Source organism: [Lactobacillus] timonensis (assembly GCF_900240275.1).
GTDB classification, from domain to species: Bacteria; Bacillota; Bacilli; order Lactobacillales; family Lactobacillaceae; genus Limosilactobacillus; species Limosilactobacillus timonensis.
In genome coordinates, this window is sequence record NZ_LT964761.1 from 295,691 (window position 1) to 317,953 (window position 22,263).

Here is a 22,263-nt window from a genome sequence, read left to right on the forward strand (position 1 = left end):
CGCTAATTTTGACCAGTTCAAGCAACTAGTTTGCTTGGGCTGGTTTTTCTTGTGATTATGGGTGCCTGAACCATGATGTGCGAATTTTTTAATGCTATTAGTATGCGAATCCGGAACCGGAAAAAGTTGCGAAAACCATAAGCCGTCCGTTTGATTACTTTGATTTTGTTATTAGTACCCTCAATGGGACCATTAGTTAACTGGTATTGAAAGCTCCTGATGATTTCTTCCTGGTGTTGCCGTAAAGTCCGCTGGACTTTTTGTAATTGTTTAGGCAGATTAGTGAGTTTGCGTTGTAAGAGTGCCGTTAACTCTGCTGCTTGACCTTGATCCACTGCCTCTATCAAAGTTTGGTAGTAGTCATAAGCTATTTGCAATTCGGGTGACATGGACAAAAGCCGATCAATGACCTCACTATCAGACAACCAGGCGCCACGAAAGTTGCGCCGTGGATAGTGGTGAATATTATCTAAATGAGCGATTTTTTGTAAAAGTAACTTCCAGAAACGCTTTAAAACGCGATACTCGTGGGTGCCATGACCATAACGATTCATTACTTTAATCCGCACCGCTTGAAGTGCCCGATACGCCTGGGCAACGATATGAAAATGATCGGCAATAATTCGGGCATGAGGAAAGAGTTCCTTGATTAAGCTCCGGTAAGGTTGATAAAGGTCGACGACAATCAAACGGACAGCACATCGGGCCCGCCGGGTAAAGTGACGATAAAAGTATTGCTTTAAATAACGCGAGTTCCGGGATTTAATAATATCGATGGTGCGATGATTAGTCGGATTCATTAAGAGCATGCTCATCCCACTATCAGCGAATTGGCCTGACTTGAAGTCATCAAAAGCAATCGTTGCCGGCAGCCAATCTTTCTCAGGAACAAAGGTGTTTTCTAGCGTATCGATGGTTCTGGCAACGGTACTAGCAGACACGTAATAGTTATGGGCTAACTCTTTCTGTGAAATATTACGGTGAAGGTCTTTGATAATGAATTGCTTCACGTTATTAGCAATCCGACAGCCGCGGCTAATGCCTTTAATCGTGGCGATTTTCGTCACGGTTTGCGGACATTTAGTGGACGGCTTACAGATATACTGCTGTTTTTTAATCATGAGAATGGTCTTTACACCAGCGACCGACAGGGCGGTAATGACTACTGGGCGATGACGAAAACCATTCTTCAACATCGGGCGTCCACAAACAGGACAACGACATTCACCAGTCTTGACCAAATGAATGATTTTGGTTTGGTCATCAATAGTCTCAGCCCCTTCTTTATCCAGCTGAAGCCCTGGGTCTTGGATTCCGGTTAAAAAGTTGATATCATTAGTCATGAGGATTAATTTCCTTTCTGGAGGACAATCACCACGATTTAGGCTTTGGGGTGATTGTCCGTTTTTTTTATTGTCATCNTTATCCAGCTGAAGCCCTGGGTCTTGGATTCCGGTTAAAAAGTTGATATCATTAGTCATGAGGATTAATTTCCTTTCTGGAGGACAATCACCACGATTTAGGCTTTGGGGTGATTGTCCGTTTTTTTTATTGTCATCATAAACGAAAAACGGTACCGATGGAAAATTCCATCAGTACCGAATAGTGTAGAACCTTCTTACCTGTCAACAGGATTTGACAAAGAGCCTATAAAAATCGGACAATGAATTCAAACGAGTTCATTGTCCGATTTTCTTAATCTCTCAAACAGTTGTTATTTTTAGATAAAATTAATTGCTAAACCATTTCTTTTGCTGCTTTGGCAATAAGAAATTGACTGCTCGTTGAAAAATTATTTTACGATTCGTGTTATCTGTATTGAATACGCTCAGATACTTTACCCTAATGTCCTTTTGGTGATGTAACCAGACATTAAATAACCGTTCTGACAAAAAACCGAAAACTCTCTGTTGATATGCCGATCTGTTACTTAATTTTATATTGGGTTCAAGCTTAAATAAAATATCAAATAGCCACTGACAATACTTGTTCAGTTGCTTACGAGAAGTATAGAACATATTAAATGATGACATTTTATTATTATGGTAGATCACTTGATCGAAATCACTTAAATATTCGGGATATAGCTGTTTTATCGCATCGTATGCCAATTGCAGGTCTCCAACATAGTGTGATCGTTTATACTGAGAGCCTAAAGATTCTCCATTTATAGTATCCGGTGTTCCAACTACCCAATCATACTTTTCTAAAAAATGAGTTAGTAATCCCTCACTAATCGGGCTGACTGTCTTTCCAAAAATGAAGGACCACAGCAACATTGTGTGACGACTCCAATCATGACTAAAAAAGTAACGACGGTAGTGTACTAACCCGACGTGTTGATCATTAGTATTTTTCCATATCCAATAAAGTCCAGTTAATTCACAAAAATGTTTATTTTTGGAAGAAATATTTTCCCCTAAATTATCATTTAAGTAGCCAGGGACATGCTGATTGTAATCTGCCCCTACCAAAAGTGGTGTATAGCCACGGGGCAAATCATATGAAAATTTTTTATGAGTAATTACGTACACAGTCATAATACGCTCCTAATCACACAAAACGCCGCCAACTATTTGCTACAAACGCCAACACCATACCAACTAGTGCACCAAAAGCTACACCCACAAATGCATATTTTTTTGCAGAAACAGTTTTAACATGTCTTGCATCTTTACTTTTTGCTTTAGCAAGGGGAGTTACCGATCCTACGCTTGGATTAATTCGAGGCAACTCGTCTTTCGCTACATCAGCAGTCAAATTTACTAATTTAGAAGATTGAGGCGCAGTCACTCCGCGGGCTTTAATCGTTAAAACTAGAGACTGATTATGTACATTTGTACTAATAGCTTCATTAACGGTGTGCTGATTCATTGAATGCTTCATTCCCTTAGGAAGCCTACTGTATACATGATCAGTAATGATACTATCCCCAATAACGTCAGCATTAGTCTTTAAATTAGCTAAATCTGAATTGGTTTGGGAATAAGGATGACGAGATTGAGCCCTACTTGCCGTGTGTCCAATTAAAACGTTGCGAGTAGATACGTAGTAAGTTGATTGTTTATGCTTAGCATATCCCCAAAAAGACACACCAAATAGTAACGCCAAACCAATAATTCCTAGAGCATCCTTCCATAGGATAGAAAATAATTCTTTCATATTGATCTTTTTCATCATGTTCCTCCAAGGTCTTTTGATACAGGATTTTTGAGACTAGCTAACCAAACAATAAGGAATGGATTAAATGATAACTCCAAGAGATGCTGTTCGACCATACAACTAGAGCTTACGGCTAGAATTATTGCTGCAAATACAAATTGATTCTCAATGGTAGCACGCAACGCTATATATGTCATTACAATAATGACGAGCAAGGCCATAATCGTCCCGTACATTAAAAAAAGTCTTACGTATGAAGAATCAATATAAAAATAACCGACATTGGTCTTGCCTTGAAATAGTTGTGCCCCTTTGACCCCTCCATAACCATGCTCTTCGATCGTATTACCAAATAAGTGAAACCCATATTTGTGAATTCCTTCATGCCCGAAATACAATCGTCCTGAAAGAAGTCGATCCAATTTGGCAAATACTTTGTTAGATGGATTAAAAAAGATTGATAAAAAGATAATGAGATAGGCTTGAGCAGGAATAAACACCCAGTATATTGATGAAATATACTTACAGATAGTATGACCGTTTTGAGCAAAATCAGCTAATATGATTGCTATAATCGCCAACATGCCAACTGCGCAGCTTAATCGGCCATCAGTAATTTTAAACGTCGCTATTAGAATTAACAAATAAACTGCATAACGCCTAAAGGTTAAACGAGTTCTATTTAAAAAAGCATTCGCTAATATTAAAAATAGCACGTGTGCCGATAGGTCTGTTGGGTAAACGATCCCTAAAGCATATCTAATCGGTCTGTTTGCCGCGTGAAAAGATAAGTTAGTAATTATTCCAATAAGGGAATACAACATTACTGCAGTTATGACAATACAACCAACAACGTAGTATATATAAATAAGATGATTAAAATCTACACTTCGTGCAGCAATGACCAATAATGTCATAATTAGTATTAAATTGGAATGCGATTTGATTTCAGATAATATACTGAGTCCTATAATGATAGTTTCCCAAAAGATTTCAATCGCAGAAGAATCATCAAGCAAGTAAATCTTAAAAATCATCAAACCAATAGCAATAGCTAACAGCAGATTTAATGGCTTATAAGATATAAACTGCATAAAAGTTGTCGAAATGATCCACGAAACAAACAAGCAAATGACAAACGCTATTGAATATATATCATTATCACTCCACTTATAACTCAAAATTTTGTCCATATGCCTGCCAACCTTGAATTTTTCTTTGGCATCCATCTTATTTTTTCTCCTGAACGATATATATTGGTCTATTCTTAGTCTGCATATAAATCTTACCAATATACTTTCCAACAATTCCAATAAATAACAACTGGAGACCGCCCATCAGCAAAATAATACATGCTAAAGATGACCAACCAAAGGCACTCGCCGCTGGTGAAACAAAATGACGCACTACGATTACCAACAACCCTAAGAAAGAAAGGATTGAAAAAACAAGGCCAGTCCAAATGGCCAATGACAGTGGTGCATCAGAAAAACTCATAATTCCATCTAAAGCATACCTTGCCAGTTTCCAAATGGACCAATCTGTTTCACCAGCAGCACGCTCAACGTTATGGTAATCGAGGTATTTAGTTTTAAAACCAACCCAGCTAAAGATACCCTTGGAAAAGCGATCGTATTCAGAAACAGACAGAACCGCATTAACCATCTGACGAGTCATCATTCGGTAGTCGCGTGCGCCAGGAATAATTTCTGTTTTAGAAATACGATTAATTACGTGGTAGAACTCATTGGAGAGAAATGACTTGAACCTTTTCTCTCCTTTTCGGTCAACTCGGCGAGTTCCAACACAGTCGTATTCTCCGCTCTCGAGATAGTCAAGCATGGTCGGTAACATCGAAGGCGGATCTTGCAGGTCCACGTCCATTACAACCACATAATCCCCAGTTGATGCTTGTAGACCAGCATATAATGCTGCTTCCTTGCCAAAATTCCTAGAAAAAGAAATAAAGTGAACCTCATCAGAATGTTCTTCGTGTAGTTCTTCCAATTCATCAAGCGTATGATCTGACGAGCCATCATTAACAAACCAGTACTCAATTTTCGCATTTAACTGCTCAATAATTTTTTCTACCGCAGGGTAAAACAGAGGAATAGACTCTTGCTCGTTGTAGCAAGGAACAATAATCGATAGTGTTTTCACCGCTAATCCTCCCAGACATTAAGCGTGTCCTACAACCTTCCGCTTCAAGAACTTACCGCCCTTGACCAGCCAGTTGGTATGTTCCATAAAAACATACTTCACATCGTGGATCTTGTACTGAGGGTGCTTGATCAACCACACATCCAGCAGCAATTCGCTCAGGAAACCATAAACTCGCTGTTCGTAAGTCGAGTAATTAGTAATATCGATTTGCGCTTCGACCCGATGAAGAACATCAAACATCCACGTCAGATATTCATCCAACGGTTTCTGTTTCATGATAAACATGTTGAACATGTGCGCCCAGGTTCGTTTCCTTACCGTTTCAAAAGCATCAGTATATTCCGGATAGTCTTCCTGAATTACCTTGCGCATCACATTGAATGGCTCATGCTCATGGGCATGGAGGTAGTGGGACTCGTTGGTTTCGATGTAGTAATTACGTTTCTGTGGCAGGATGATGTCATACTGCTGCAATAATTCTTGTGCCTGCTGTTCGGATAGCACTGCATCTAACGACTTCTTCTTATTAAGGCTAAGGTAGCGACGGTAATGAACCACCCCTAGCGCGTCAACGTCAAGGTTCTTCCATCCCCAATAGATAGCGGTCAATTCGTTATAGTAGGGGTTTTGCTTGGAAATATTATCCCCCGTGTTATCGCCCTGGAAAGTATGGTTAACATCTGGATGCAAGTCCTTCCCCACAAAGACCGGCAAATACATTGGATCTTTGGGCATCGCGTAATTTTTATGTGCAGCAACTAGTACTTTAATTTTCACTGTTGTTCTCCTGATTATTTTTAGTAGGCGCCATTAGGAATAATCATGATCTTCACGGTCTCAAACATGATCTTTAAATCTAACCAAATTGACCGTTTTTGGATGTAAGTCAAATCCAGTCGGACCATTTCATCAAATGAAACATCATTCCGGCCGCCAACCTGCCACATTCCAGTCGCACCTGGTTTTACCATTAGTCGTTGTTTGTCATAGTCAGTGTACTCTGCCACTTCGCTCACTAGCGGTGGTCGTGGTCCAACGATGCTCATCGAGCCCAGCACAACGTTAGCCAGTTGCGGAAGTTCATCTAGACTATACTTACGAATAACTCGACCGACACGGGTGATTCGTGGGTCATTTTTAATTTTGAACATGGCCCCGTCAACCTCGTTCTTGGCCCGCAACTTTTCCAACAATTGGTCAGCATTAGTCACCATGGAACGAAACTTGAACATCTTAAAGTGCTTCCCGTCTTTACCAACGCGAATCTGTGAATAAAAGACCGGCCCTTTCGGGTCGTCCACCTTAATGCAAATCGCAATGATCAACAGTAATGGGCTCAGAATAACCAGGGCAAGCGCCGATGCGATAATATCAAAAAGGCGCTTAATGAAGCGATAGCCGTACTGATGATTAAGTTGTTGTTCATTAATATGAATATCTTTACTCTTCATCTTTCATTCTCTTTATCGATTAATATGTATCCTATTAACAATACCAGTAAACCGCCACTTAGGAAAGACCTTCTTGATGATTTTCCAGCCAATTCTTGACCTCATCCAGGTCAAACCCCTTAGCATACAAACGTCGTAGCACCCGCTGGTCGCGGTCTCGACCCTGATAACGCCGGTACTTTTGCCAGGCCTTTTCAGCTTCGGCCACCATTAAATCGTGCTGTTCATCAACTGATACCGCTGGTTCCGTTTCGCCAGCCACTTGACGAGCAAGGTCAAAACCATAGCCATGGGTTGCCAGCGACTGCTCAACCTTTTGCCGGCGTTGCCGAGCTGCCTGCCGGTGATAACGGCGGTACAGCTTATTCGCCAACTTCCGGGCGTTAGCTTCCTGCTGTTCGGTGGAAAATTCCGTCAGCCCCGCTTCAATGTCTAATGGGTTAACGCCTTTCTGACGAAGCTTTTGACTGATCACGTGGGGCCCCTTTAAGGAAGTATTGACCATCGTCCGCACATACGACTTAGCATACTGCTGATCATCAACCAGCCGTTCGCGCTTCAGCCGTTCTAACACGGTCGCAATTTGGTTCGGAGTGGCTTCCAAATCGGTCAACTTCTTCTCCACTTCAGCCGCCGTTCGCGGCTGGTAAGACAAGTAGTCAAGTGCCCGCGAATATACCTTGGACTGGTGATCGGCGTGCTTGACCGTCGCCACCTGTTGTTTATTTAGCTCAACGCCTTTTAGCAGGCGATACTTGATCAACACTTCTTCGCTAACCGGAAAGGCGAACTTGCCATTGAGGTAAATATTATACCTTCCCGCCTTCTTCTGGACGGTAATTTTAGTAATCTTCGCCATTTCTTAAAATCATCCCTTTACATTGCTGCTCCTCGATCGTTTCTATAAGTGTAAGCAGCGGCCGCCACTTACCACTAACCAACCAAAGGAGAACTAATTATGAATAATCCCGCATTTAAGTCAGCTAAGCTTCGTCTGGAAATGTCAGGCATCGGTGACAAGAACAAGACGATTATCACCTTCAACAACCTGGTCCAATCGCCGAGCACCGACAGCCTGCACGTTTTGCAGACCGCTATCGAGACCTTCACTGCTGGAACAATTGAAGACAAGCAACTCGTTGTCACTTCCCAACTGAACTAAGCAAAGGAGTTATTAACTTATGAAGAGCTTAAACTTAACTTACAAGGGCAGCCTCGGTAAAACCCACCTGTTGAAGATCAACTACGTCAAAGATGGCCTGACCAAGGAAGAAATTTCCCAGCAAATGAAAGCTTTGGCCGATAGCCAACTATTTGCCAAGGACGGCGAACAACTGTATGTGCAGCCGGTTTCCGCCAAGTACATTACCACGACCGAAGAAGTAATCCTCAATAAGGAAGACTTTAACCTCCCAGTATAAACGAACGAGGGCAGCGACTAATGATGGTCGCTGTCCTTTTTATTTGTTGCCAGGTTGCGTACCAGCTGAAAGAAGGTCCGTCGCTCTTTGGCCGGCCCTTCAATTAACCCCTGCACGGTAGCATTGATCACTGCCCCCACCATCACCAGCATCCCCGAAATATCGAGCCAAATCATCAGCATGATAAAGGCCCCGATCGTCTTGTAAGAAGTGATGCTGTGAGAGAAAACAACGGTGTAGTAAGAAAAGAGTCGCGACAACGCCATCCAGGCGAGGGTCACCGCCAGTGCCCCGATCACCACGTACCGCAGGCGCACGCGGGCGCTCGGTACGAAGTAGTAAAGTAAACTCAACGCCACAAAGAGACCGCCGAAAGTGACCGGCCACTTCAGGGAAGTAAATAATTCAATGTAGGTCATACTGAAGTGGAACAGCGGCTGAATTGCCAAAAGGACTTGTTCACCCAGGCCATAAAGAATGATCAGGGAGAAGAGAATCACGATCACCACGACCATCCACAGAAAAGAAACAATCCGGTTAATGACCGGATTCTGGTTCTCCGCCACCCCGTAAGCATGGTTGACACTCCGTTGAAAGGCGGCAATCCCGGTACTGGTTGACCAGAGGGCGATCAATGCCCCGGTAGTCAGCAAGCCGCCGCTCCCCCGTTGCAAAAAGGCGTAAATAAAGGGACGGATAAAGCTGTAAATTGACGTCGGAATCGCTGTTTGCAGATAAGATGTCACCGTGTCGGCATCGAGGCCCATCATCGGCATCAGGTTACCGACAACGATAATCGCCGGGAAAATCGACAGCAGCGTATAGTAAGCCAGCACTGCCGCCGACGCTGACACCTGAGCCATCCGGAAATGTTTCATAAAGACCTGGATAAAATGTTTAGTTTTGTGGGGAATTTGTTTCATTATTGACTCCATTTGTAACGCCCATTTTACCAGGAATAGCCCCTCTTGAACGTACAAAAAGCGAATCGTCGTCAAAAGCGGTTCGCTTCTTTTGTTTCCAGCCTACTTAAATTCCTTCGTAGCCTCGTTAAAGTATTTGATGTAGTTATCATCGTACAGGTACTTAGCGTCGCCTTCCGGATCCTGTGAAGTGAGGATCTTTGGACCATCCTTGGTAATAACCAGGGTGTGTTCGTACTGGCAGCTGAGGCTCCCATCAGCGGTCTTCGCCAGCCAGCCACTCGGGTCGGAAGTATCTGCTTCCCAGGTCCCGGTGTTAATCATTGGTTCGACGGTGATCGTCATCCCCTCGCGGAGGCGGACACCGTGACCGTGTTCGCCATAGTGCGGCACCATCGGGTCTTCGTGCATCGTGGGTCCAATCCCGTGGCCAACGAATTCACGCACGTCGCCGTAGCCGTGTTCATCTTCGGTGTAGTGCTGAATTACCGCACCAATGTCACCAATCCGGTTACCGATCACGCACTGGTCAATCCCCATGTAGAGGGCCTTGTGGGTGACGGCCATCAGGTCGCGGACTTCCTTGTCCGGCTTGCCAACAGCATAACTCCAGCAGGAATCACTGAAGGCCCCATCGAGGTTAACGACCGTGTCGACCTTGACCAGGTCACCATTCTTCAAGACCAGGTTCTTGCGAGGAAAGCCATGGCAAATTTCATCGTTAACACTGACGCAGGTCGCGTACTTGTAGCCTTCAAACCCGATCTGGGCCGCAATTGCCCCGTGTTCATTAAAGTAGTGGCGGGCAAATTCTTCGATTTCCCAGCTTGAAATTCCCGGCTTAATAATTGACCGCAAACCAACGTGCATTCCCGCGAGAACGGCGCCGGATTTCTCCATCGCTTCAATCTCCCGCGGTGACTTTAAACTAATCATTAATTAACGCTCCCTCTTTTTAATTACTGTTCCAGTATAGCACTTTGCCACAGTCCCCGGCAGCAGAAAGCCGATTGTGATATACTAACGGGAGCAATTTATCCAGGAGGCAAAGATTATGGCAAGTGCACTAGTTGTTTACGCCACTATTACCGGCAATAACGAAGACGTTGCTGACATCGTGGCCGAAGAATTAAAAAATCAGGGCGTCGAGGTTGAAGAAACTGAAATTACGATGGCTGACGCTGCTGACTTCAATGACGCTGACATCTGCGTAGTCTGCCCGTACACTTACGATGAAGGGGCCCTACCCGACGAAGGACTAGACTTCTACGATGACCTGCAGGAAGAAGACCTCAGCGGAAAGGTGTTTGGCGTCGCTGGTTCTGGTGATACCGCCTACGCCGATGACTACTGCAAGGCCGTTGATAAGTTTGACGCCGCTTTTGCCAAAACGGGCGCCAAGCGGGCAGCTGGTCCTGTCCACATCAACTTGGCGCCAGATCAGGACGATATTAAGACGCTGGACAGCTTTGCCGATAAGCTCGTCAAGGCCGCTAATTAAGGAGTTACGTTGTGCTCAAACAGTTGTGGAACAAGTATAAGCAGGTGGTGTCCTACCTGTTCTGGGGTGTCGTGACCACCGTCGTTAACATCGGAGTCTTCCAGTGGCTGAGTTCAGGTGTTCACATGAATTACCAAGTCGCTAACATCATCGCCTGGTTTCTCTCCGTCCTCGTCGCCTACTTTACCAACAAGGTGTGGGTTTTTAACTCCCACTACACCACCATCAAGGCATTTGCCATTGAGTTTGTAGAATTCTACTTTTACCGGGGACTGACCCTGCTGATCGATGTGGCCTTCATGTTTGTTGGTGTCACTGTTCTGCAGTTTAATTCGCCGCTTGAACAACTGGTCGTCAAAACGTTGGACAACGTCGTGGTGATCATTGCCAACTTCATTTTCTCGAAGTTCCTGATTTTCACCGAAAAGAAAAAATTTGAACGATAAGAAAAAAGCTGGGAAACGCGGGCCGTTTCTCAGCTTATTTTTTGTTGTAAGTATTGTTCAATGATGTCCACAATCCGTTGAGCAGCTTTCCCGCCACCAAAGGAGTCCCGACTCCTGGTCATCAACCAGTAACGGAACTTTTTATGGAGAAGCTCAAAGACTGCCTGCTGGATCTTGGTGGGGTCAGTGCCGACCAGCTTGGCCTGCTTATGCTTGACCACTTCCGGTCGCTCCGTCTTATCGCGCAAGAGAAGGACTGGTTTTCTTAACACTGACGCCTCTTCCAACGCACTACCCGAGTCGGTTACTAAAAGGTAACTACGCGCCGCTAGGTTAATGTAATCGGTAAACGGTAATGGCTGGGTAATCGTGATCCGCTCATGGTGGTCCAGGATGCGTTCAGCTGCACTCATTACCTCTGGCACCGGGTAAAGCGGGTAAACCAGCTGAACATCATCGTTGGTTTCGACAATGTCCTTCATCGTCGCTAACAGTCGCTCTAACTTTTCGCCACGGTTTTCCGGTCGCTGGACGGTCAGGAGGATAATCCGCTTATCACCAACTTGCTCCAGCAAGGGACTCCGATAGTCAGTCTGCAGGTTCTGTTGAACGGCATCAATAATCGTGTTACCAGTAACGTGAATGTGGCGGTCCGAATGGTGCTCGAGCAAGAGGTTATGACGGGCAATATTGGTTGGCGCAAAGTAAAGGTCGGCCATCACATCGACCAGCTGCCGCTGCAGTTCATCAGGAAATGGCCGCGTCTTATCGTGGGTCCGCAGCCCCGCTTCTACGTGGGCTAATGGCAAGCGGTGATAAGAGGCACAGAGGCTCCCTGCCAAGGTGACCGTCGTGTCGCCAATCACAATAATCATATCCGGTTGCGCCGCGTTGACCACGTTGTTAAGGTTATGAATCATCGCTGCGAGCCCTTCGAGGTTGTCTAACTTGGCTGGGAGAGTTTGCAGATCAAAGTCCGGCTCTAAATCTAAGTTTTGCATCGTTTGCTGGAGGAGAGTCGAGTGAGCGCCGGCAACCGTCAGGACCGGTTGAAACTTGGCCGAAGACGCCATCAGCTTAATAATTGGCGATAGCTTGATGGCTTCTGCCCGCGTCCCAAAAAAGAACATAATTTTTGCATCAGCAACCACTAGTTTCTCCTCCTTTCATCAATATTTTAATTGTACCGCTAAGCATGGGTCAATTCTATGAACAAAAGATGAATTTTGCGTTAGACCTACCTTTACTGGTAGAATGTAGTATAATTTCGTTTAGTTTGAAAGTTTAAAGGAGGATTCTCCATGAAAAAACTATCTTTAATTGCCGCAACCTTAATGAGCTCACTGATGCTCGCTGCTTGTGGTAACAACAGCAGTCACCACAGCGCTGCAGAAAGTCATACTTCTAGCAGTAAAGTTGTGAAATCAAAGAAGAAGACTACTAATAATAAAAAGAAGAAACAGGCTAAACAAGCCAATAGTTCATCGTCAAGTGCTGCTAACTCTAACAGCAGCTCTTCAGCATCGACGAACAGCAGTAGTTCCACGAGCTCACAGCAACACAGTAATATCCAGTTAGGTCTGGGCGACGTTGCTGTTTGGACTGATGCTAACGGTGTTACCCACCACGTTGATAGTGACGGGATGGACCGTCAAACCGTGCCTGGTCAAAGTCAAATTCATTATGCCGACTGGTCTGGCCCGCTACCGGCAAACGCTACAATTCAACATAATAGCAACTAAATTTAAACGGGGCTGTGACATAAGTCCCTAATAAAAAATGGATCTCGATGAAATCTTCGGATTTCATTGAGATCCATTTTCCTTTAAAATAAATAGAAAAGGCATCGACCGGACCGTCGATGCCTCCCAAAATACCCTCGAAAGGATACAAAACATTGGATATTGATTATAACATAAACCAACTCAGTTTGAACATCTCAACTGCCTATGAACCGGAGGCCGACCATCCAGCACACTACATTAATCGGCTAGTCGAAAAGCTAGCTGTTAAACACACACAGGTAATGGGACGGCCTCGTGAATATGATCCACGGATGATGCTTAAACTTGTTCTTCTCGCTTATAGTTATGGATTAGTTTCATGCCGCAAGATTGCGCGCTTCGCTCGCGAAAATGTTGTGGCGATGTGGTTAACACAAGAACATCAACCAACTTATCGGACCATTGCACGCTTTGTGGTGTCAACTGATTTGGAAGCCATGATCCAAGCCAGTTTTAAAAAGTTTCATGATTACCTTGAAGATGAAGGCTTAATCGATGAAGCATCATTTATTGATGGAACGAAGATTTTAGCCAACGCCAATAAGTATTCGTTTGTCTGGAAGAAACGGACCATTAAGTACAGTGAACTAAACGTACAAAAAGCGCAGGCATTACTTCAGGAATTAAAGGCAGCTGAGGTTAAGATTGATTTTGACAAGACCGAGATGGACCTGGATCAACTGGATACCGTGATTGCGCTGTTAGAACAACGCATTGAGAAATTAAATCAACGAGTTACCGAAACCGCGAAGGTTTCTCCTAACCCCGCCAAGCAAGAACGTCGTCATGCGAAGAAATATCTGCGGGCAGCTAAACATATTCGTCAAAAACATCATGAATATGAAACGCAAAAGCAGATCGCTGGTTCCAGGAATAGTTACTCTAAGACTGACCATGATGCGACTTTCATGCGATTAAAGGAAGATCCGATGCGCAATGGTCAAACCAAGCCGGCCTACAACTTACAAATTATGACTAATTCACAATATGTTTTAGGATATGGTTTGATGCAAAATCCCACGGACACCCGGACGCTCATACCATTCTTAAATCAACTCGCCCAGAACGAAGTTTTGGGACGAGAGATTGTCGCCGATGCAGGTTATGGTTCTGAACGTAACTACAAATATATTGAAGATCACTTTCCAGATAAAACGGCCTTGATTCCTTACAGTACCATGCTTAAGGAGAATAGCCGTCAATGGCAGTCTGATGATCGCAAAGTCATGAACTGGGAATACCATGAAAAGGATGATTTTTATATCAATCCGAATGGCGTCCGTTTTAACTTTAAGCGTTATACCTATCGTCGTGATAGTTATGGGTTCCGCCGAGATTTTAAAGTTTATCAGGCAGAAAGATTTGATGAAAATCATCGACTTATTCCACAAGCGTTGACCCCACGTGGAAACATCAAGCGCATCATGGTAAATCCACAGTGGGAATACTTTAAGGCCAAAGCACGTCATTCGCTTTCAAATTCTGATACCTACTCCCGTCGTAAATATGACGTGGAAACGGTATTTGGTAATTTGAAGGCTTATTTGGGTTTCAAGAGATTCACGGTACGTGGTCTTAAGAAAGCCAAAAGGCAAATGGGGATTGCCCTAATGGCCTTAAATATGAAAAAGATCGCCGATAGGAGACGATCTTTTCAGAGACTGTATCACAAAAAGAAGAACCGTTCGGAATTACAGCGAATTCCGAACGGTTCATTCATTATAAGGGACTTATGTCACAGCCCCCCTTATCGTANAAATATGAAAAAGATCGCCGATAGGAGACGATCTTTTCAGAGACTGTATCACAAAAAGAAGAACCGTTCGGAATTACAGCGAATTCCGAACGGTTCATTCATTATAAGGGACTTATGTCACAGCCCCGTTTTTTGTCAGCTAATTAATTAGTTCGCTTTGGAAACAAAACCGTTAATTTGATTAATCCTCAATTTGGGGCGGGTACATTTAGCCAAAATCTGCACACCATGACTCATAGGCATCAAAAAATCAGTCCAAGCAGTCGAGCCGCTTGAACTGATCAAATGTGGCTATCAGCACCAATTGACAAATATATAAATTACTTCTTACTTGTTGGAGCATCAATCCAGCAAGTAACCAAACCTATAATTGCACCAATTAAAATAAAAAATGGATACATATATCTTTGCGAACCATTTATAGGCGACATCATAAAAATGGGAACCTGTAACAATACTACGAAAATAACCATAGCATTTTTATCTAATCCAAAGGTCAAAGTAATTAAAAAGGCTAAAATAACCATCATTATAATTAAGTTACCATTCAACAGGATAGCAAACGGTGGCATTTGTGAGAAAATATTATACAAAATTGCTATTAGCTTTCGTGCCTGTGGACAGTGCTTTGAATAGTTTACCTTTAACCATTGTCCATTCACCAGTAAGCCAAAATTCACCGGTGCAACATTTAATGTACTTGTCGCCCATTCCGGGGACACATTTTTATATTGGACACTAACAGGATCAATATATGAATATCCTTGACTCATAAATGCCTCTACTAATACTTCTGGATGTTGCATCATTAAACGAAGCCACACTTTTTTGTAGTCACGAATATCGTTCTTTGTAACAGTTCTAAATCTATAACCTATCACAAAACTTTTCTTAATATGATGATCAAACGTTCCGTTCGATTTTAACCCTATTTCTTTATCACCACTAGACTTAATAGGATCCGAGTCGACAGGATTATATAATTTGGCTAAATTTTTTCTAACAAAAACTCGATTAATAGCTTCTTTTTCTGAAGTAGTCAACGAAGAACCAAATCGTTTTTGATATAAAGCTGTTGATTGAATCATTACAGCTTCTCCTTCAATCGGGTCACTTACAGGTACTTGCAACATGCTAAACAGCAGGTGTTGTCCACTCAAAAAACAAATAACAACCATTACTGATACGATCGATATGCGCAATATGTGTTTATTTTTAAAATACAGAACTGCCGAAATAACCGCACTGAACATAATAATATACACTGCATACTTTTCAGTGGCTAATTGTACAAATAACGTTAATATCAGTCCAAGCCACCACCAAATTTTTTTGAACAGCAACCTATCATGTAATAGATTAGCTAATAATAGTACAGTACCTAATAATGCCGCGCTGTACAAAACGTTTTTCGTTAAAAACATACTGATGATGGGTAACATCGGAAAAAGAGCATAAAACCATTTGAAATAATTAACCTTTTTAATGGACATGCCCAAGTGCTGAAACGAAACTAAGCTATAAGTGAGAGATGAAACAACTGCTAGCACCTGTTCTAACGAACTTATAAAAAGTCCAATTCCTGCACTATGAAAAATTTTTAGACCAATCTTAAAGTTAGTCCCATAAAGAAGAGTTACCAAAAAATCGTGCTGATTGGAAATTGAAAACGGATGCTTACCAAGTAAATACCAGCCAATAGGGTAAATATCTCTAGCCCAATCCCCATGACCGAAAAACTCTAACAGTTGATTATACGTATCGGCACTCATTGTTGCTGGATAAAGGATAACAATATAGGGGATCCAGCAAATCAAAATAGTTAAAAAAAATTTCAAAGCATTAGAACTTATTTGTTGTTCGCTATGATTATTAACAACGTTCTTTTTAGAAATCAGAATCGACTGTTCTAAAGCGTTCAACATTAAATAAATAAAAATAGCTATCCCAATCGAAGAAACACAAAAAATAGCTAATTTAAATTTATGATAAACATAAATACTTACTACGTCTAAACGTGATATCCGTCCATAATTTATATAAAATCCCAAAACAATCGCATAAAGCAACGTAAAAATCTTAGCAGCTACTGGTAATTTGAATGCCCTTATGGAACTAATTACATACCATAAAATAACAGAAGTTCCAAAAAAAACAAAAATGTTAATCTGCGTAAAAGGTTGTACAAATTCATTTAACAATTTGAACAACATATCTTGCTTGGATAAATTAAGACCACCTTGCCATTCGCCGCTTATTTTTAAAGGTAATGAAATACAAATAGATAAAAGAATAATAATTATCCATTTACTTTTTTTACTACTAACAATTCTAGTGTTCAATTTATTCCCCCCTATTTAACGATCAAGTCCCTATGTTCAAGAAAAAAGTCCGTCCAAAAGCGATAAACTTTAAAATTGTTCAAACCGTAAAAGTTTGAATCTAACTATTAAGACACTAGTTAGACAACGGCAACTGATAATCTCTTAAGCAATATAATCCAAGATGAATGCAAGCTTAAACAAGTTAAGTAAGATCTAACGCAGCAATGTTATATTTTAAGGAAATACGTTATTATCCTTGTCTTTTAGCATTCAACAATTTTAAAAATAAAATATATACGAAAAATAAACCAAAATCGAGTAACAAGCGAAAAATGATAAGAATGACAGATTTATGCGGCAACATGAATTGAAAATTTTGCCAGAATAAGTCTAGCTGGTGAATACACATAATCGCTAAAGTATGCCTACCAATCAACTGTAACCACCGCAATTGATAGCTTCTAGTAAGAGCCATAGAGCATAAGAATGTAACAATACTACCACCTACAGCTGCCATTATCGACCAAGTAAATTGTGGGTAGTGGCGTGTCGCAAGCTCTATGTATAAACCATTTTGTACACAAGTTAGCCACAGAATGACACTCACAATAGCAATTAGAAATGTCCAATTAGATTCTAAAATTGCCCTGCCACGGAGCTCACCACCAACAGCCATAAATAACGAAGCAATTGGAACAATATCCAACGATTGTGGCAACCAAAATCTTGTAGATATTAAATAAGCAGCAAAAGCAAAAATAATTGCAAAAAAGATCACTCGCCGCTTAAACACAAGATTCAACAAATCAAAAAATAATTTAGCCCAGAAGAAGACAAAAAGAAACCACATTACACCAGCAGTGGGATGGTTGCTAAATGGAACGTCAGAACCCCAAAAAACTGCACCAATAAAACTTGAAAACAGTTGTTCATAAGTATCATGATATCCAGAAATAATCCAAGATTCTAAATGAAACAAAAAAGTTATTATGCACGCCAATAACCATATCTTTAAAAAAAGCTTTCGGGCGGTATTCCAAAAATCTGCCCAATCACGTACACGATGGGATGTATACCCTGACAAAATAAAAAATAATGGCATATGGAAAGAAAACACCCAAACACGAAACGGTCCCTGAGGCAATTCATGCCCTGCTACCATCAATATAATTGCGATGGCTTTTGCAACATCAACCCATATTAATCTTTTTTTGGTCATAACCTATACTCCTATTTGTCTACTTTATACATTAAAATATCCCAAAATCAGTTCTGATTTTGGGAGTAACTTAATAATCGCTGTCTTCTTCTCTCCACTGCGATTTTTGTACCCTAAATTCATATTCTCGCCGTTCTTTTCGCTGGATAGCATCCAATATAAGCCCACTATAAAAAGATAAAATTCCAGCAATAAAACAAAAACCACAGACAATTAAAGTTGGTATATTTAAAACTTTGCCAGTCTGCTCATACGGAATCCAAACATCTGGAACAAAAAATGCCAAAGACAAAAGCATCAAAATTAAAGCTAAAAAGCCAAAAAATCTTAATGGTTTATAGTTTCGGAATAATGTAAAAATCAATCTCAATACTTTAAATCCATCAGAAAACGTACTGAGTTTGCTAGTACTCCCTGCAGGCCTATCTCTATAATCAATAACATGATTCTTAACAGATAAATTATTTACCGTAGCAAAAATGCTCATCTCAGTCTCAATTTCAAACCCATGTGAAAGAACGGGATAGGTCTTGACAAAACGATAGCTAAAAGCCCTATAGCCAGTCATTATGTCCTTAATATCTGTATTGAAAAAGTAGTTTATGCTACTACGAACTAATTTATTACCAATGCCGTGAAACGGTCGCTTGTTTTCAGAAAAGTAGCTAGAACTAAGCCTATCACCAACTACCATATCATAATCTTCATTTAGAACATACTTTGCCATTTTCGGAATTTCTTCGGCTGGATAAGTGTCATCTCCATCAATCATTACGTAGCATTTAGCTTCGATTTCTCGAAACATTTTTCGAATAACATTACCTTTACCCTGTTTATACTCATACCTTACTTTAGCACCGGCATTTGCTGCTATTTGCGCAGTATCATCTGAAGAGTTATTGTCATAAACAAAAATCTCCGATTTAGGTATATTTTGAATGGCTTTCTTGCAATCTTTAACTACCTTATCAATAGTTTTAGCCTCATTGTAACAAGGAATTAATACGGCCACATCAATCATTATGGAATCTCCCTATTAGACCATGAAATATTTATCTTTACTAAACCAATCAATTATTACATAAAATTACTTTCACGTGTAGATAAAATTAAAAATTCTGAATGGTTTATTAAAAGGCACTTTTGCCACAGCTGTTTACTATTACCAATCACAAAGAAGTGTAAGTATTCTTTTTAGACATTTCCTGCTCAATTGTTCCTTTTTAAGCCATTTAACCAAACTAGATAAAAGATAGCACAGCAAATATATAAGATTTTTGTTCTCTCAACAATACACTTCGCCAGGATTTAGCGCCTGATTCAAAACATATTCACTTTTAGAACAAACATATGTAATTAACACTTTTACAGTTTGTACCGATTTTTCAAAAGCATATTGCATCTTCGTTAAACCAAAAACTTACCACCAACTAATAACTACCTTCGTTCCAGCCGGCACATTATCCCGAATCCACTTAGCATCAGGTAAAGTTAAACGAATACAACCATGAGATGCTTGTTACTTACCTAATTTTGCTGCCTCCCAACCGATTACCTGGTGATTACCATTAAACGGAACCGAGTGAAAAAGGTATTCACCGTGATGCAACCAAGAAGTCCAGTACCAAGCACCTTCACCTTGACTCGGTACATAAAATGAGTAACCACGTTCACGCTGAACATAAAATGTTCCCGTTGGGGTTTTATTACCCAAGCCTGCTGATGAATACATCTGATAAATCACTTTATCTCCAGACATCAGATAAACCCGGTTTTTCTTGATGCTAACGTAAATCCAGAAGTTCGGCGTAGCTGCCACATTAGGATATGGTCTCCATTCAGAAGGCTGATAGATATTCACAGGCCGCATCAGATATTCATTTGTTAATTTCTCGATGCCGTTCGTAGCCCAAGCATTATTTTCATCGAAATGGTAAGTCTTACCGTTCAATACCTGATTACCTGTTTATGCCTGCCCCTGAGCACTAAAATCGTAAATATTACCATTAATTCGCTTCACCCCGGTCCAGGCCCAAGCGTTGATTGGATCAAAGTAATACCAATGATCATTCAGGTATTGCCAACCCGTATTAGCCCAAGCATTGGCGGTATCGAAGTCATACGTGGCACCATTAATTGACTGCAAACCTGTTGCAGCCTTACCGGTTTGCAGATCAAAGTAGTACCATCGGCCATTAATCTTTTCCCATCCTGATGCACGGTAACCCGACTTAGTATAGTAATACTAATGATGATCTTTACTCAGCCAACCAGTTTGCAAAGATCCATTGCTATTAAAAAGATAGTCAACACCATCAATGGTGTGCCAGTCTTCCGTCAACATCTGATGGGATGAAGTATTGAAATAATACCAATTACCTCCCACTTGTTGCCAACCACTTAATGCCCATACATTATTCTGATCAAACAAATACCAATGCTGATTAAGATACTGCCAGCCGGTTTGAGCCCAGGCATTTTGCAGGTCGAAATCATAGCTATTACCATCAATTTGTTGAAACCCTCTTTTTGCTTTATAAGTTTGCGGATCAAAGTAGTACCACCGACCATTTAATTTCTGCCAGCCAGTGGCAATATTTCCATTAGGCATATAGTAATACCATTGATGATCTCGCTGAAGCCAGCCAACTTGCTGAGCCCCGTTACCATCAAAATAGTAGGGAACGTTATCGATTATTTGCCAACCGGTTAACAAATACTTAGACGTTGGGTCTAAGTAATACCAAGTATTGTTTAACTTTTGCCAGCCAGTATTCGCCCAGGAGTTATTCTGATCAAAGTCATACCAGGCACCATTTATTTGCTGAAGACCTTTTGCAGCCTGGCCATTCTTTTGAAAATAGTACCAATTTCCAGCATTGGATTTAAACCATCCTCGTTGAGCCCAGGCATTTGTTGGATCAAAGTAATACCAGCCATTATTAACAAACTGCCAACCCGTTAGTGCCCAGGCATTAACATCGTCAAAATCATAAAGATGTTGATTAACCGTTTGTAACCCCGTCAATGCTTGACCATTGTCTCCAAAGTAATACTAACGACTATTTATTTTCTGCCAGTTAGTATTTGCCACCCCAGCTTGGTCAAACAAGTACCAATGTTGGTCAATCATTTGCCAACCATGAAGATCATTACCATTCTTACCATAACCATTTATCTGTCCATCATGACTGACAACGTAGTTACTGTTATGGGTCTGATTGTCCTGTTGATCATCTTCAGTCTGTACATCGATATTTGATGTTACCTTTGTAGTAGGTTGTTGCTCTACCGGTACATTAGTTATTTGACTAGCTTCCTCTGCACTAGTGCTGTCCGCATGAACAGTGATCCCGTTGGACAAACCCACTAGCGCAGAAATAATCATACCAGCAATCAGCCATTGCTTCCCAGCCTTGTATAATTTAAAGTGTTGCATTTAAAATACTCTCTCCTCACAATTATCCGATATATCCATTAATAATATAACATTCCACAAATCACAATTTGATAGCTGTTGCCATTTCAAAGCTCCAGTTTAAAACCTCACTTTGGTCACCTGAAATTATTACCCTTCATGAATATCATCTACAACTACAACATCTATTTTTCTTTATTCATTAATTTAAACATCGGTATTAGTTAGCGGCTATAACGAATACTAATCAATTCGAAACCAACCTCTATAGTAAAATAGGCCAGCATAATTTATCGAATAAGAAAAGCAACTAACCAACATAGAAATTTAAGACTATGTCCATTGTAGTTTAATAAAAGTCAATATATTGAGCAATAACCCTCCCCTATTATTCACATGCAATATGTTGTGACTAACAAACCGTGAGATAGTTTTAGGCCTGCCAATAATGACAGCTATAGAGAATATAATAATTGTTAAAAACAATCTTGTTCATTACAACTATGTTGATACGAACAACTTGTACGTTAACTGTCCATCACTTTCTGTACCGTGAATTTAGTAGTTGATTTAGTATATTAAATTCAAGCAATTAATAGAACCGGAACTATGACAAAAAAACGAAGTGATTAACCAGCGTTTTTCTTTTACTAATTTGATATCAATCGAAAATACATTTTTGACATACGACAAAT

At 41.1% G+C, this 22,263-nt stretch carries 23 protein-coding genes and 3 pseudogenes; 6 read left to right on the plus strand and 20 right to left on the minus strand.

From position 1 onward, the window contains the following. Positions 1-17 precede the first annotated feature (17 nt). The 8 genes from C1710_RS01475 to recX form a co-directional block, all read right to left on the minus strand. Positions 18-1,343 carry an ISL3 family transposase gene (locus C1710_RS01475; RefSeq protein WP_102279250.1) on the minus strand — a complete coding sequence of 442 codons (1,326 nt, stop codon included), beginning with the start codon at positions 1,341-1,343 and terminating at the stop codon, positions 18-20. A 387-nt stretch (positions 1,344-1,730) separates the two neighbouring features. Continuing rightward, positions 1,731-2,540, minus strand: coding sequence for a DUF4422 domain-containing protein (locus C1710_RS01480; RefSeq protein WP_102279268.1), 810 nt, complete (start codon positions 2,538-2,540; stop codon positions 1,731-1,733). A gap of 13 nt (positions 2,541-2,553) precedes the next feature. Next, the gene (locus tag C1710_RS01485) at positions 2,554-3,177 is read right to left on the minus strand and encodes a hypothetical protein (protein ID WP_102279270.1); all 624 of its coding nucleotides are present in this window, start codon (positions 3,175-3,177) and stop codon (positions 2,554-2,556) included. Beyond that, entirely contained in the window at positions 3,177-4,391 is a 1,215-nt protein-coding gene (locus C1710_RS01490) for a hypothetical protein (protein WP_102279272.1), read from the minus strand. The genes C1710_RS01485 and C1710_RS01490 overlap by 1 nt, the downstream gene beginning before the upstream one ends. A 1-nt stretch (position 4,392) precedes the next feature. Then, the gene (locus C1710_RS01495; protein WP_102279275.1) at positions 4,393-5,322 is read right to left on the minus strand and encodes a glycosyltransferase family 2 protein; all 930 of its coding nucleotides are present in this window, start codon (positions 5,320-5,322) and stop codon (positions 4,393-4,395) included. An 18-nt stretch (positions 5,323-5,340) separates the two neighbouring features. Then, positions 5,341-6,102, minus strand: coding sequence for a DUF4422 domain-containing protein (locus tag C1710_RS01500; protein ID WP_102279277.1), 762 nt, complete (start codon positions 6,100-6,102; stop codon positions 5,341-5,343). A gap of 20 nt (positions 6,103-6,122) precedes the next feature. After that, positions 6,123-6,776 carry a sugar transferase gene (locus tag C1710_RS01505; protein ID WP_102279279.1) on the minus strand — a complete coding sequence of 218 codons (654 nt, stop codon included), beginning with the start codon at positions 6,774-6,776 and terminating at the stop codon, positions 6,123-6,125. Positions 6,777-6,834: 58 nt separating this feature from the next. Beyond that, complete coding sequence (gene recX, locus C1710_RS01510; protein WP_102279282.1) at positions 6,835-7,635, minus strand: recombination regulator RecX; 801 nt, start codon at positions 7,633-7,635, stop codon at positions 6,835-6,837. Positions 7,636-7,734: 99 nt separating this feature from the next. Between recX and C1710_RS01515 the strand changes: the two genes are divergently transcribed. Together C1710_RS01515 and C1710_RS01520 are read left to right on the plus strand one after the other, a co-directional pair. Further along, positions 7,735-7,938, plus strand: a complete 204-nt coding sequence (locus C1710_RS01515) for a hypothetical protein (protein WP_102279285.1) — start codon at positions 7,735-7,737, stop codon at positions 7,936-7,938. Between the two features lie 19 nt (positions 7,939-7,957). Beyond that, a complete protein-coding gene (locus C1710_RS01520) occupies positions 7,958-8,197 on the plus strand; it encodes a DUF2922 domain-containing protein (RefSeq protein ID WP_102279288.1) in 240 nt (79 codons plus the stop codon). 17 nt (positions 8,198-8,214) lie between these two features. On the opposite strand, the gene C1710_RS01525 is transcribed toward C1710_RS01520, so the two are convergent. Together C1710_RS01525 and map are read right to left on the minus strand one after the other, a co-directional pair. After that, the gene (locus C1710_RS01525) at positions 8,215-9,120 is read right to left on the minus strand and encodes a YihY/virulence factor BrkB family protein (protein WP_102279290.1); all 906 of its coding nucleotides are present in this window, start codon (positions 9,118-9,120) and stop codon (positions 8,215-8,217) included. 102 nt (positions 9,121-9,222) lie between these two features. Beyond that, positions 9,223-10,056 carry a type I methionyl aminopeptidase gene (map, locus tag C1710_RS01530; RefSeq protein WP_102279292.1) on the minus strand — a complete coding sequence of 278 codons (834 nt, stop codon included), beginning with the start codon at positions 10,054-10,056 and terminating at the stop codon, positions 9,223-9,225. Positions 10,057-10,174: 118 nt separating this feature from the next. Between map and C1710_RS01535 the strand changes: the two genes are divergently transcribed. Both C1710_RS01535 and C1710_RS01540 read left to right on the plus strand, forming a co-directional pair. Further along, on the plus strand, positions 10,175-10,621 hold the full coding sequence (locus C1710_RS01535) for a flavodoxin (protein ID WP_102279295.1): 447 nt from the start codon (positions 10,175-10,177) through the stop codon (positions 10,619-10,621). Between the two features lie 11 nt (positions 10,622-10,632). Beyond that, the gene (locus C1710_RS01540; RefSeq protein WP_102279298.1) at positions 10,633-11,067 is read left to right on the plus strand and encodes a GtrA family protein; all 435 of its coding nucleotides are present in this window, start codon (positions 10,633-10,635) and stop codon (positions 11,065-11,067) included. 29 nt (positions 11,068-11,096) lie between these two features. Here the strand turns inward: C1710_RS01540 and wecB are convergent, their stop codons facing one another. After that, complete coding sequence (gene wecB / locus C1710_RS01545) at positions 11,097-12,218, minus strand: non-hydrolyzing UDP-N-acetylglucosamine 2-epimerase (protein ID WP_102279301.1); 1,122 nt, start codon at positions 12,216-12,218, stop codon at positions 11,097-11,099. A gap of 150 nt (positions 12,219-12,368) precedes the next feature. Between wecB and C1710_RS01550 the strand changes: the two genes are divergently transcribed. Next, the gene (locus C1710_RS01550; protein ID WP_102279303.1) at positions 12,369-12,809 is read left to right on the plus strand and encodes a hypothetical protein; all 441 of its coding nucleotides are present in this window, start codon (positions 12,369-12,371) and stop codon (positions 12,807-12,809) included. 155 nt (positions 12,810-12,964) lie between these two features. Then, a pseudogene (locus C1710_RS01555) lies at positions 12,965-14,593 on the plus strand (IS1182 family transposase); the annotation flags it as partial. 334 nt (positions 14,594-14,927) lie between these two features. Here C1710_RS01555 and C1710_RS01560 read toward each other — a convergent pair. From C1710_RS01560 to C1710_RS01590, 9 genes and pseudogenes are all read right to left on the minus strand, one after another. Further along, positions 14,928-16,949, minus strand: coding sequence for a DUF6020 family protein (locus tag C1710_RS01560; protein WP_102279305.1), 2,022 nt, complete (start codon positions 16,947-16,949; stop codon positions 14,928-14,930). A 232-nt stretch (positions 16,950-17,181) separates the two neighbouring features. After that, positions 17,182-18,150, minus strand: a complete 969-nt coding sequence (locus tag C1710_RS01565; RefSeq protein ID WP_102279307.1) for an acyltransferase family protein — start codon at positions 18,148-18,150, stop codon at positions 17,182-17,184. A gap of 70 nt (positions 18,151-18,220) precedes the next feature. Beyond that, positions 18,221-19,171 (minus strand): glycosyltransferase family 2 protein, encoded by a 951-nt coding sequence (locus C1710_RS01570; protein ID WP_102279310.1) that lies wholly within the window; start codon positions 19,169-19,171, stop codon positions 18,221-18,223. A gap of 399 nt (positions 19,172-19,570) precedes the next feature. Then, positions 19,571-19,654: pseudogene (locus C1710_RS08500) on the minus strand (L,D-transpeptidase); the annotation flags it as partial. A gap of 15 nt (positions 19,655-19,669) precedes the next feature. After that, positions 19,670-20,101 (minus strand): L,D-transpeptidase, encoded by a 432-nt coding sequence (locus C1710_RS01575; RefSeq protein ID WP_204758470.1) that lies wholly within the window; start codon positions 20,099-20,101, stop codon positions 19,670-19,672. A 15-nt stretch (positions 20,102-20,116) separates the two neighbouring features. Then, entirely contained in the window at positions 20,117-20,296 is a 180-nt protein-coding gene (locus C1710_RS01580) for a choline-binding protein A (RefSeq protein ID WP_180961270.1), read from the minus strand. 15 nt (positions 20,297-20,311) lie between these two features. Next, a pseudogene (locus C1710_RS08505) lies at positions 20,312-20,383 on the minus strand (N-acetylmuramoyl-L-alanine amidase family protein); the annotation flags it as partial. Positions 20,384-20,395: 12 nt separating this feature from the next. Further along, the gene (locus tag C1710_RS01585; RefSeq protein ID WP_102279314.1) at positions 20,396-21,178 is read right to left on the minus strand and encodes an N-acetylmuramoyl-L-alanine amidase family protein; all 783 of its coding nucleotides are present in this window, start codon (positions 21,176-21,178) and stop codon (positions 20,396-20,398) included. 27 nt (positions 21,179-21,205) lie between these two features. After that, positions 21,206-21,589 carry a KxYKxGKxW signal peptide domain-containing protein gene (locus tag C1710_RS01590; protein WP_102279317.1) on the minus strand — a complete coding sequence of 128 codons (384 nt, stop codon included), beginning with the start codon at positions 21,587-21,589 and terminating at the stop codon, positions 21,206-21,208. Between the last annotated feature and the right edge of the window lie 674 nt (positions 21,590-22,263).

What these genes read in the sequence shown, in the direction of transcription:
- C1710_RS01505 (WP_102279279.1), bottom strand. Translation starts at nt 6,776, where the DNA reads ATGAAGAGTAAAGATATTCATATTAATGAACAACAACTTAATCATCAG.
- C1710_RS01480 (WP_102279268.1), bottom strand. Translation starts at nt 2,540, where the DNA reads ATGACTGTGTACGTAATTACTCATAAAAAATTTTCATATGATTTGCCC.
- C1710_RS01485 (WP_102279270.1), bottom strand. Translation starts at nt 3,177, where the DNA reads ATGAAAAAGATCAATATGAAAGAATTATTTTCTATCCTATGGAAGGAT.
- C1710_RS01535 (WP_102279295.1), top strand. Translation starts at nt 10,175, where the DNA reads ATGGCAAGTGCACTAGTTGTTTACGCCACTATTACCGGCAATAACGAA.
- C1710_RS01550 (WP_102279303.1), top strand. Translation starts at nt 12,369, where the DNA reads ATGAAAAAACTATCTTTAATTGCCGCAACCTTAATGAGCTCACTGATG.
- C1710_RS01520 (WP_102279288.1), top strand. Translation starts at nt 7,958, where the DNA reads ATGAAGAGCTTAAACTTAACTTACAAGGGCAGCCTCGGTAAAACCCAC.
- recX (WP_102279282.1), bottom strand. Translation starts at nt 7,635, where the DNA reads ATGGCGAAGATTACTAAAATTACCGTCCAGAAGAAGGCGGGAAGGTAT.
- C1710_RS01490 (WP_102279272.1), bottom strand. Translation starts at nt 4,391, where the DNA reads ATGGATGCCAAAGAAAAATTCAAGGTTGGCAGGCATATGGACAAAATT.
- C1710_RS01525 (WP_102279290.1), bottom strand. Translation starts at nt 9,120, where the DNA reads ATGAAACAAATTCCCCACAAAACTAAACATTTTATCCAGGTCTTTATG.
- map (WP_102279292.1), bottom strand. Translation starts at nt 10,056, where the DNA reads ATGATTAGTTTAAAGTCACCGCGGGAGATTGAAGCGATGGAGAAATCC.
- C1710_RS01475 (WP_102279250.1), bottom strand. Translation starts at nt 1,343, where the DNA reads ATGACTAATGATATCAACTTTTTAACCGGAATCCAAGACCCAGGGCTT.
- C1710_RS01570 (WP_102279310.1), bottom strand. Translation starts at nt 19,171, where the DNA reads ATGATTGATGTGGCCGTATTAATTCCTTGTTACAATGAGGCTAAAACT.
- C1710_RS01565 (WP_102279307.1), bottom strand. Translation starts at nt 18,150, where the DNA reads ATGACCAAAAAAAGATTAATATGGGTTGATGTTGCAAAAGCCATCGCA.
- C1710_RS01515 (WP_102279285.1), top strand. Translation starts at nt 7,735, where the DNA reads ATGAATAATCCCGCATTTAAGTCAGCTAAGCTTCGTCTGGAAATGTCA.
- C1710_RS01590 (WP_102279317.1), bottom strand. Translation starts at nt 21,589, where the DNA reads ATGCAACACTTTAAATTATACAAGGCTGGGAAGCAATGGCTGATTGCT.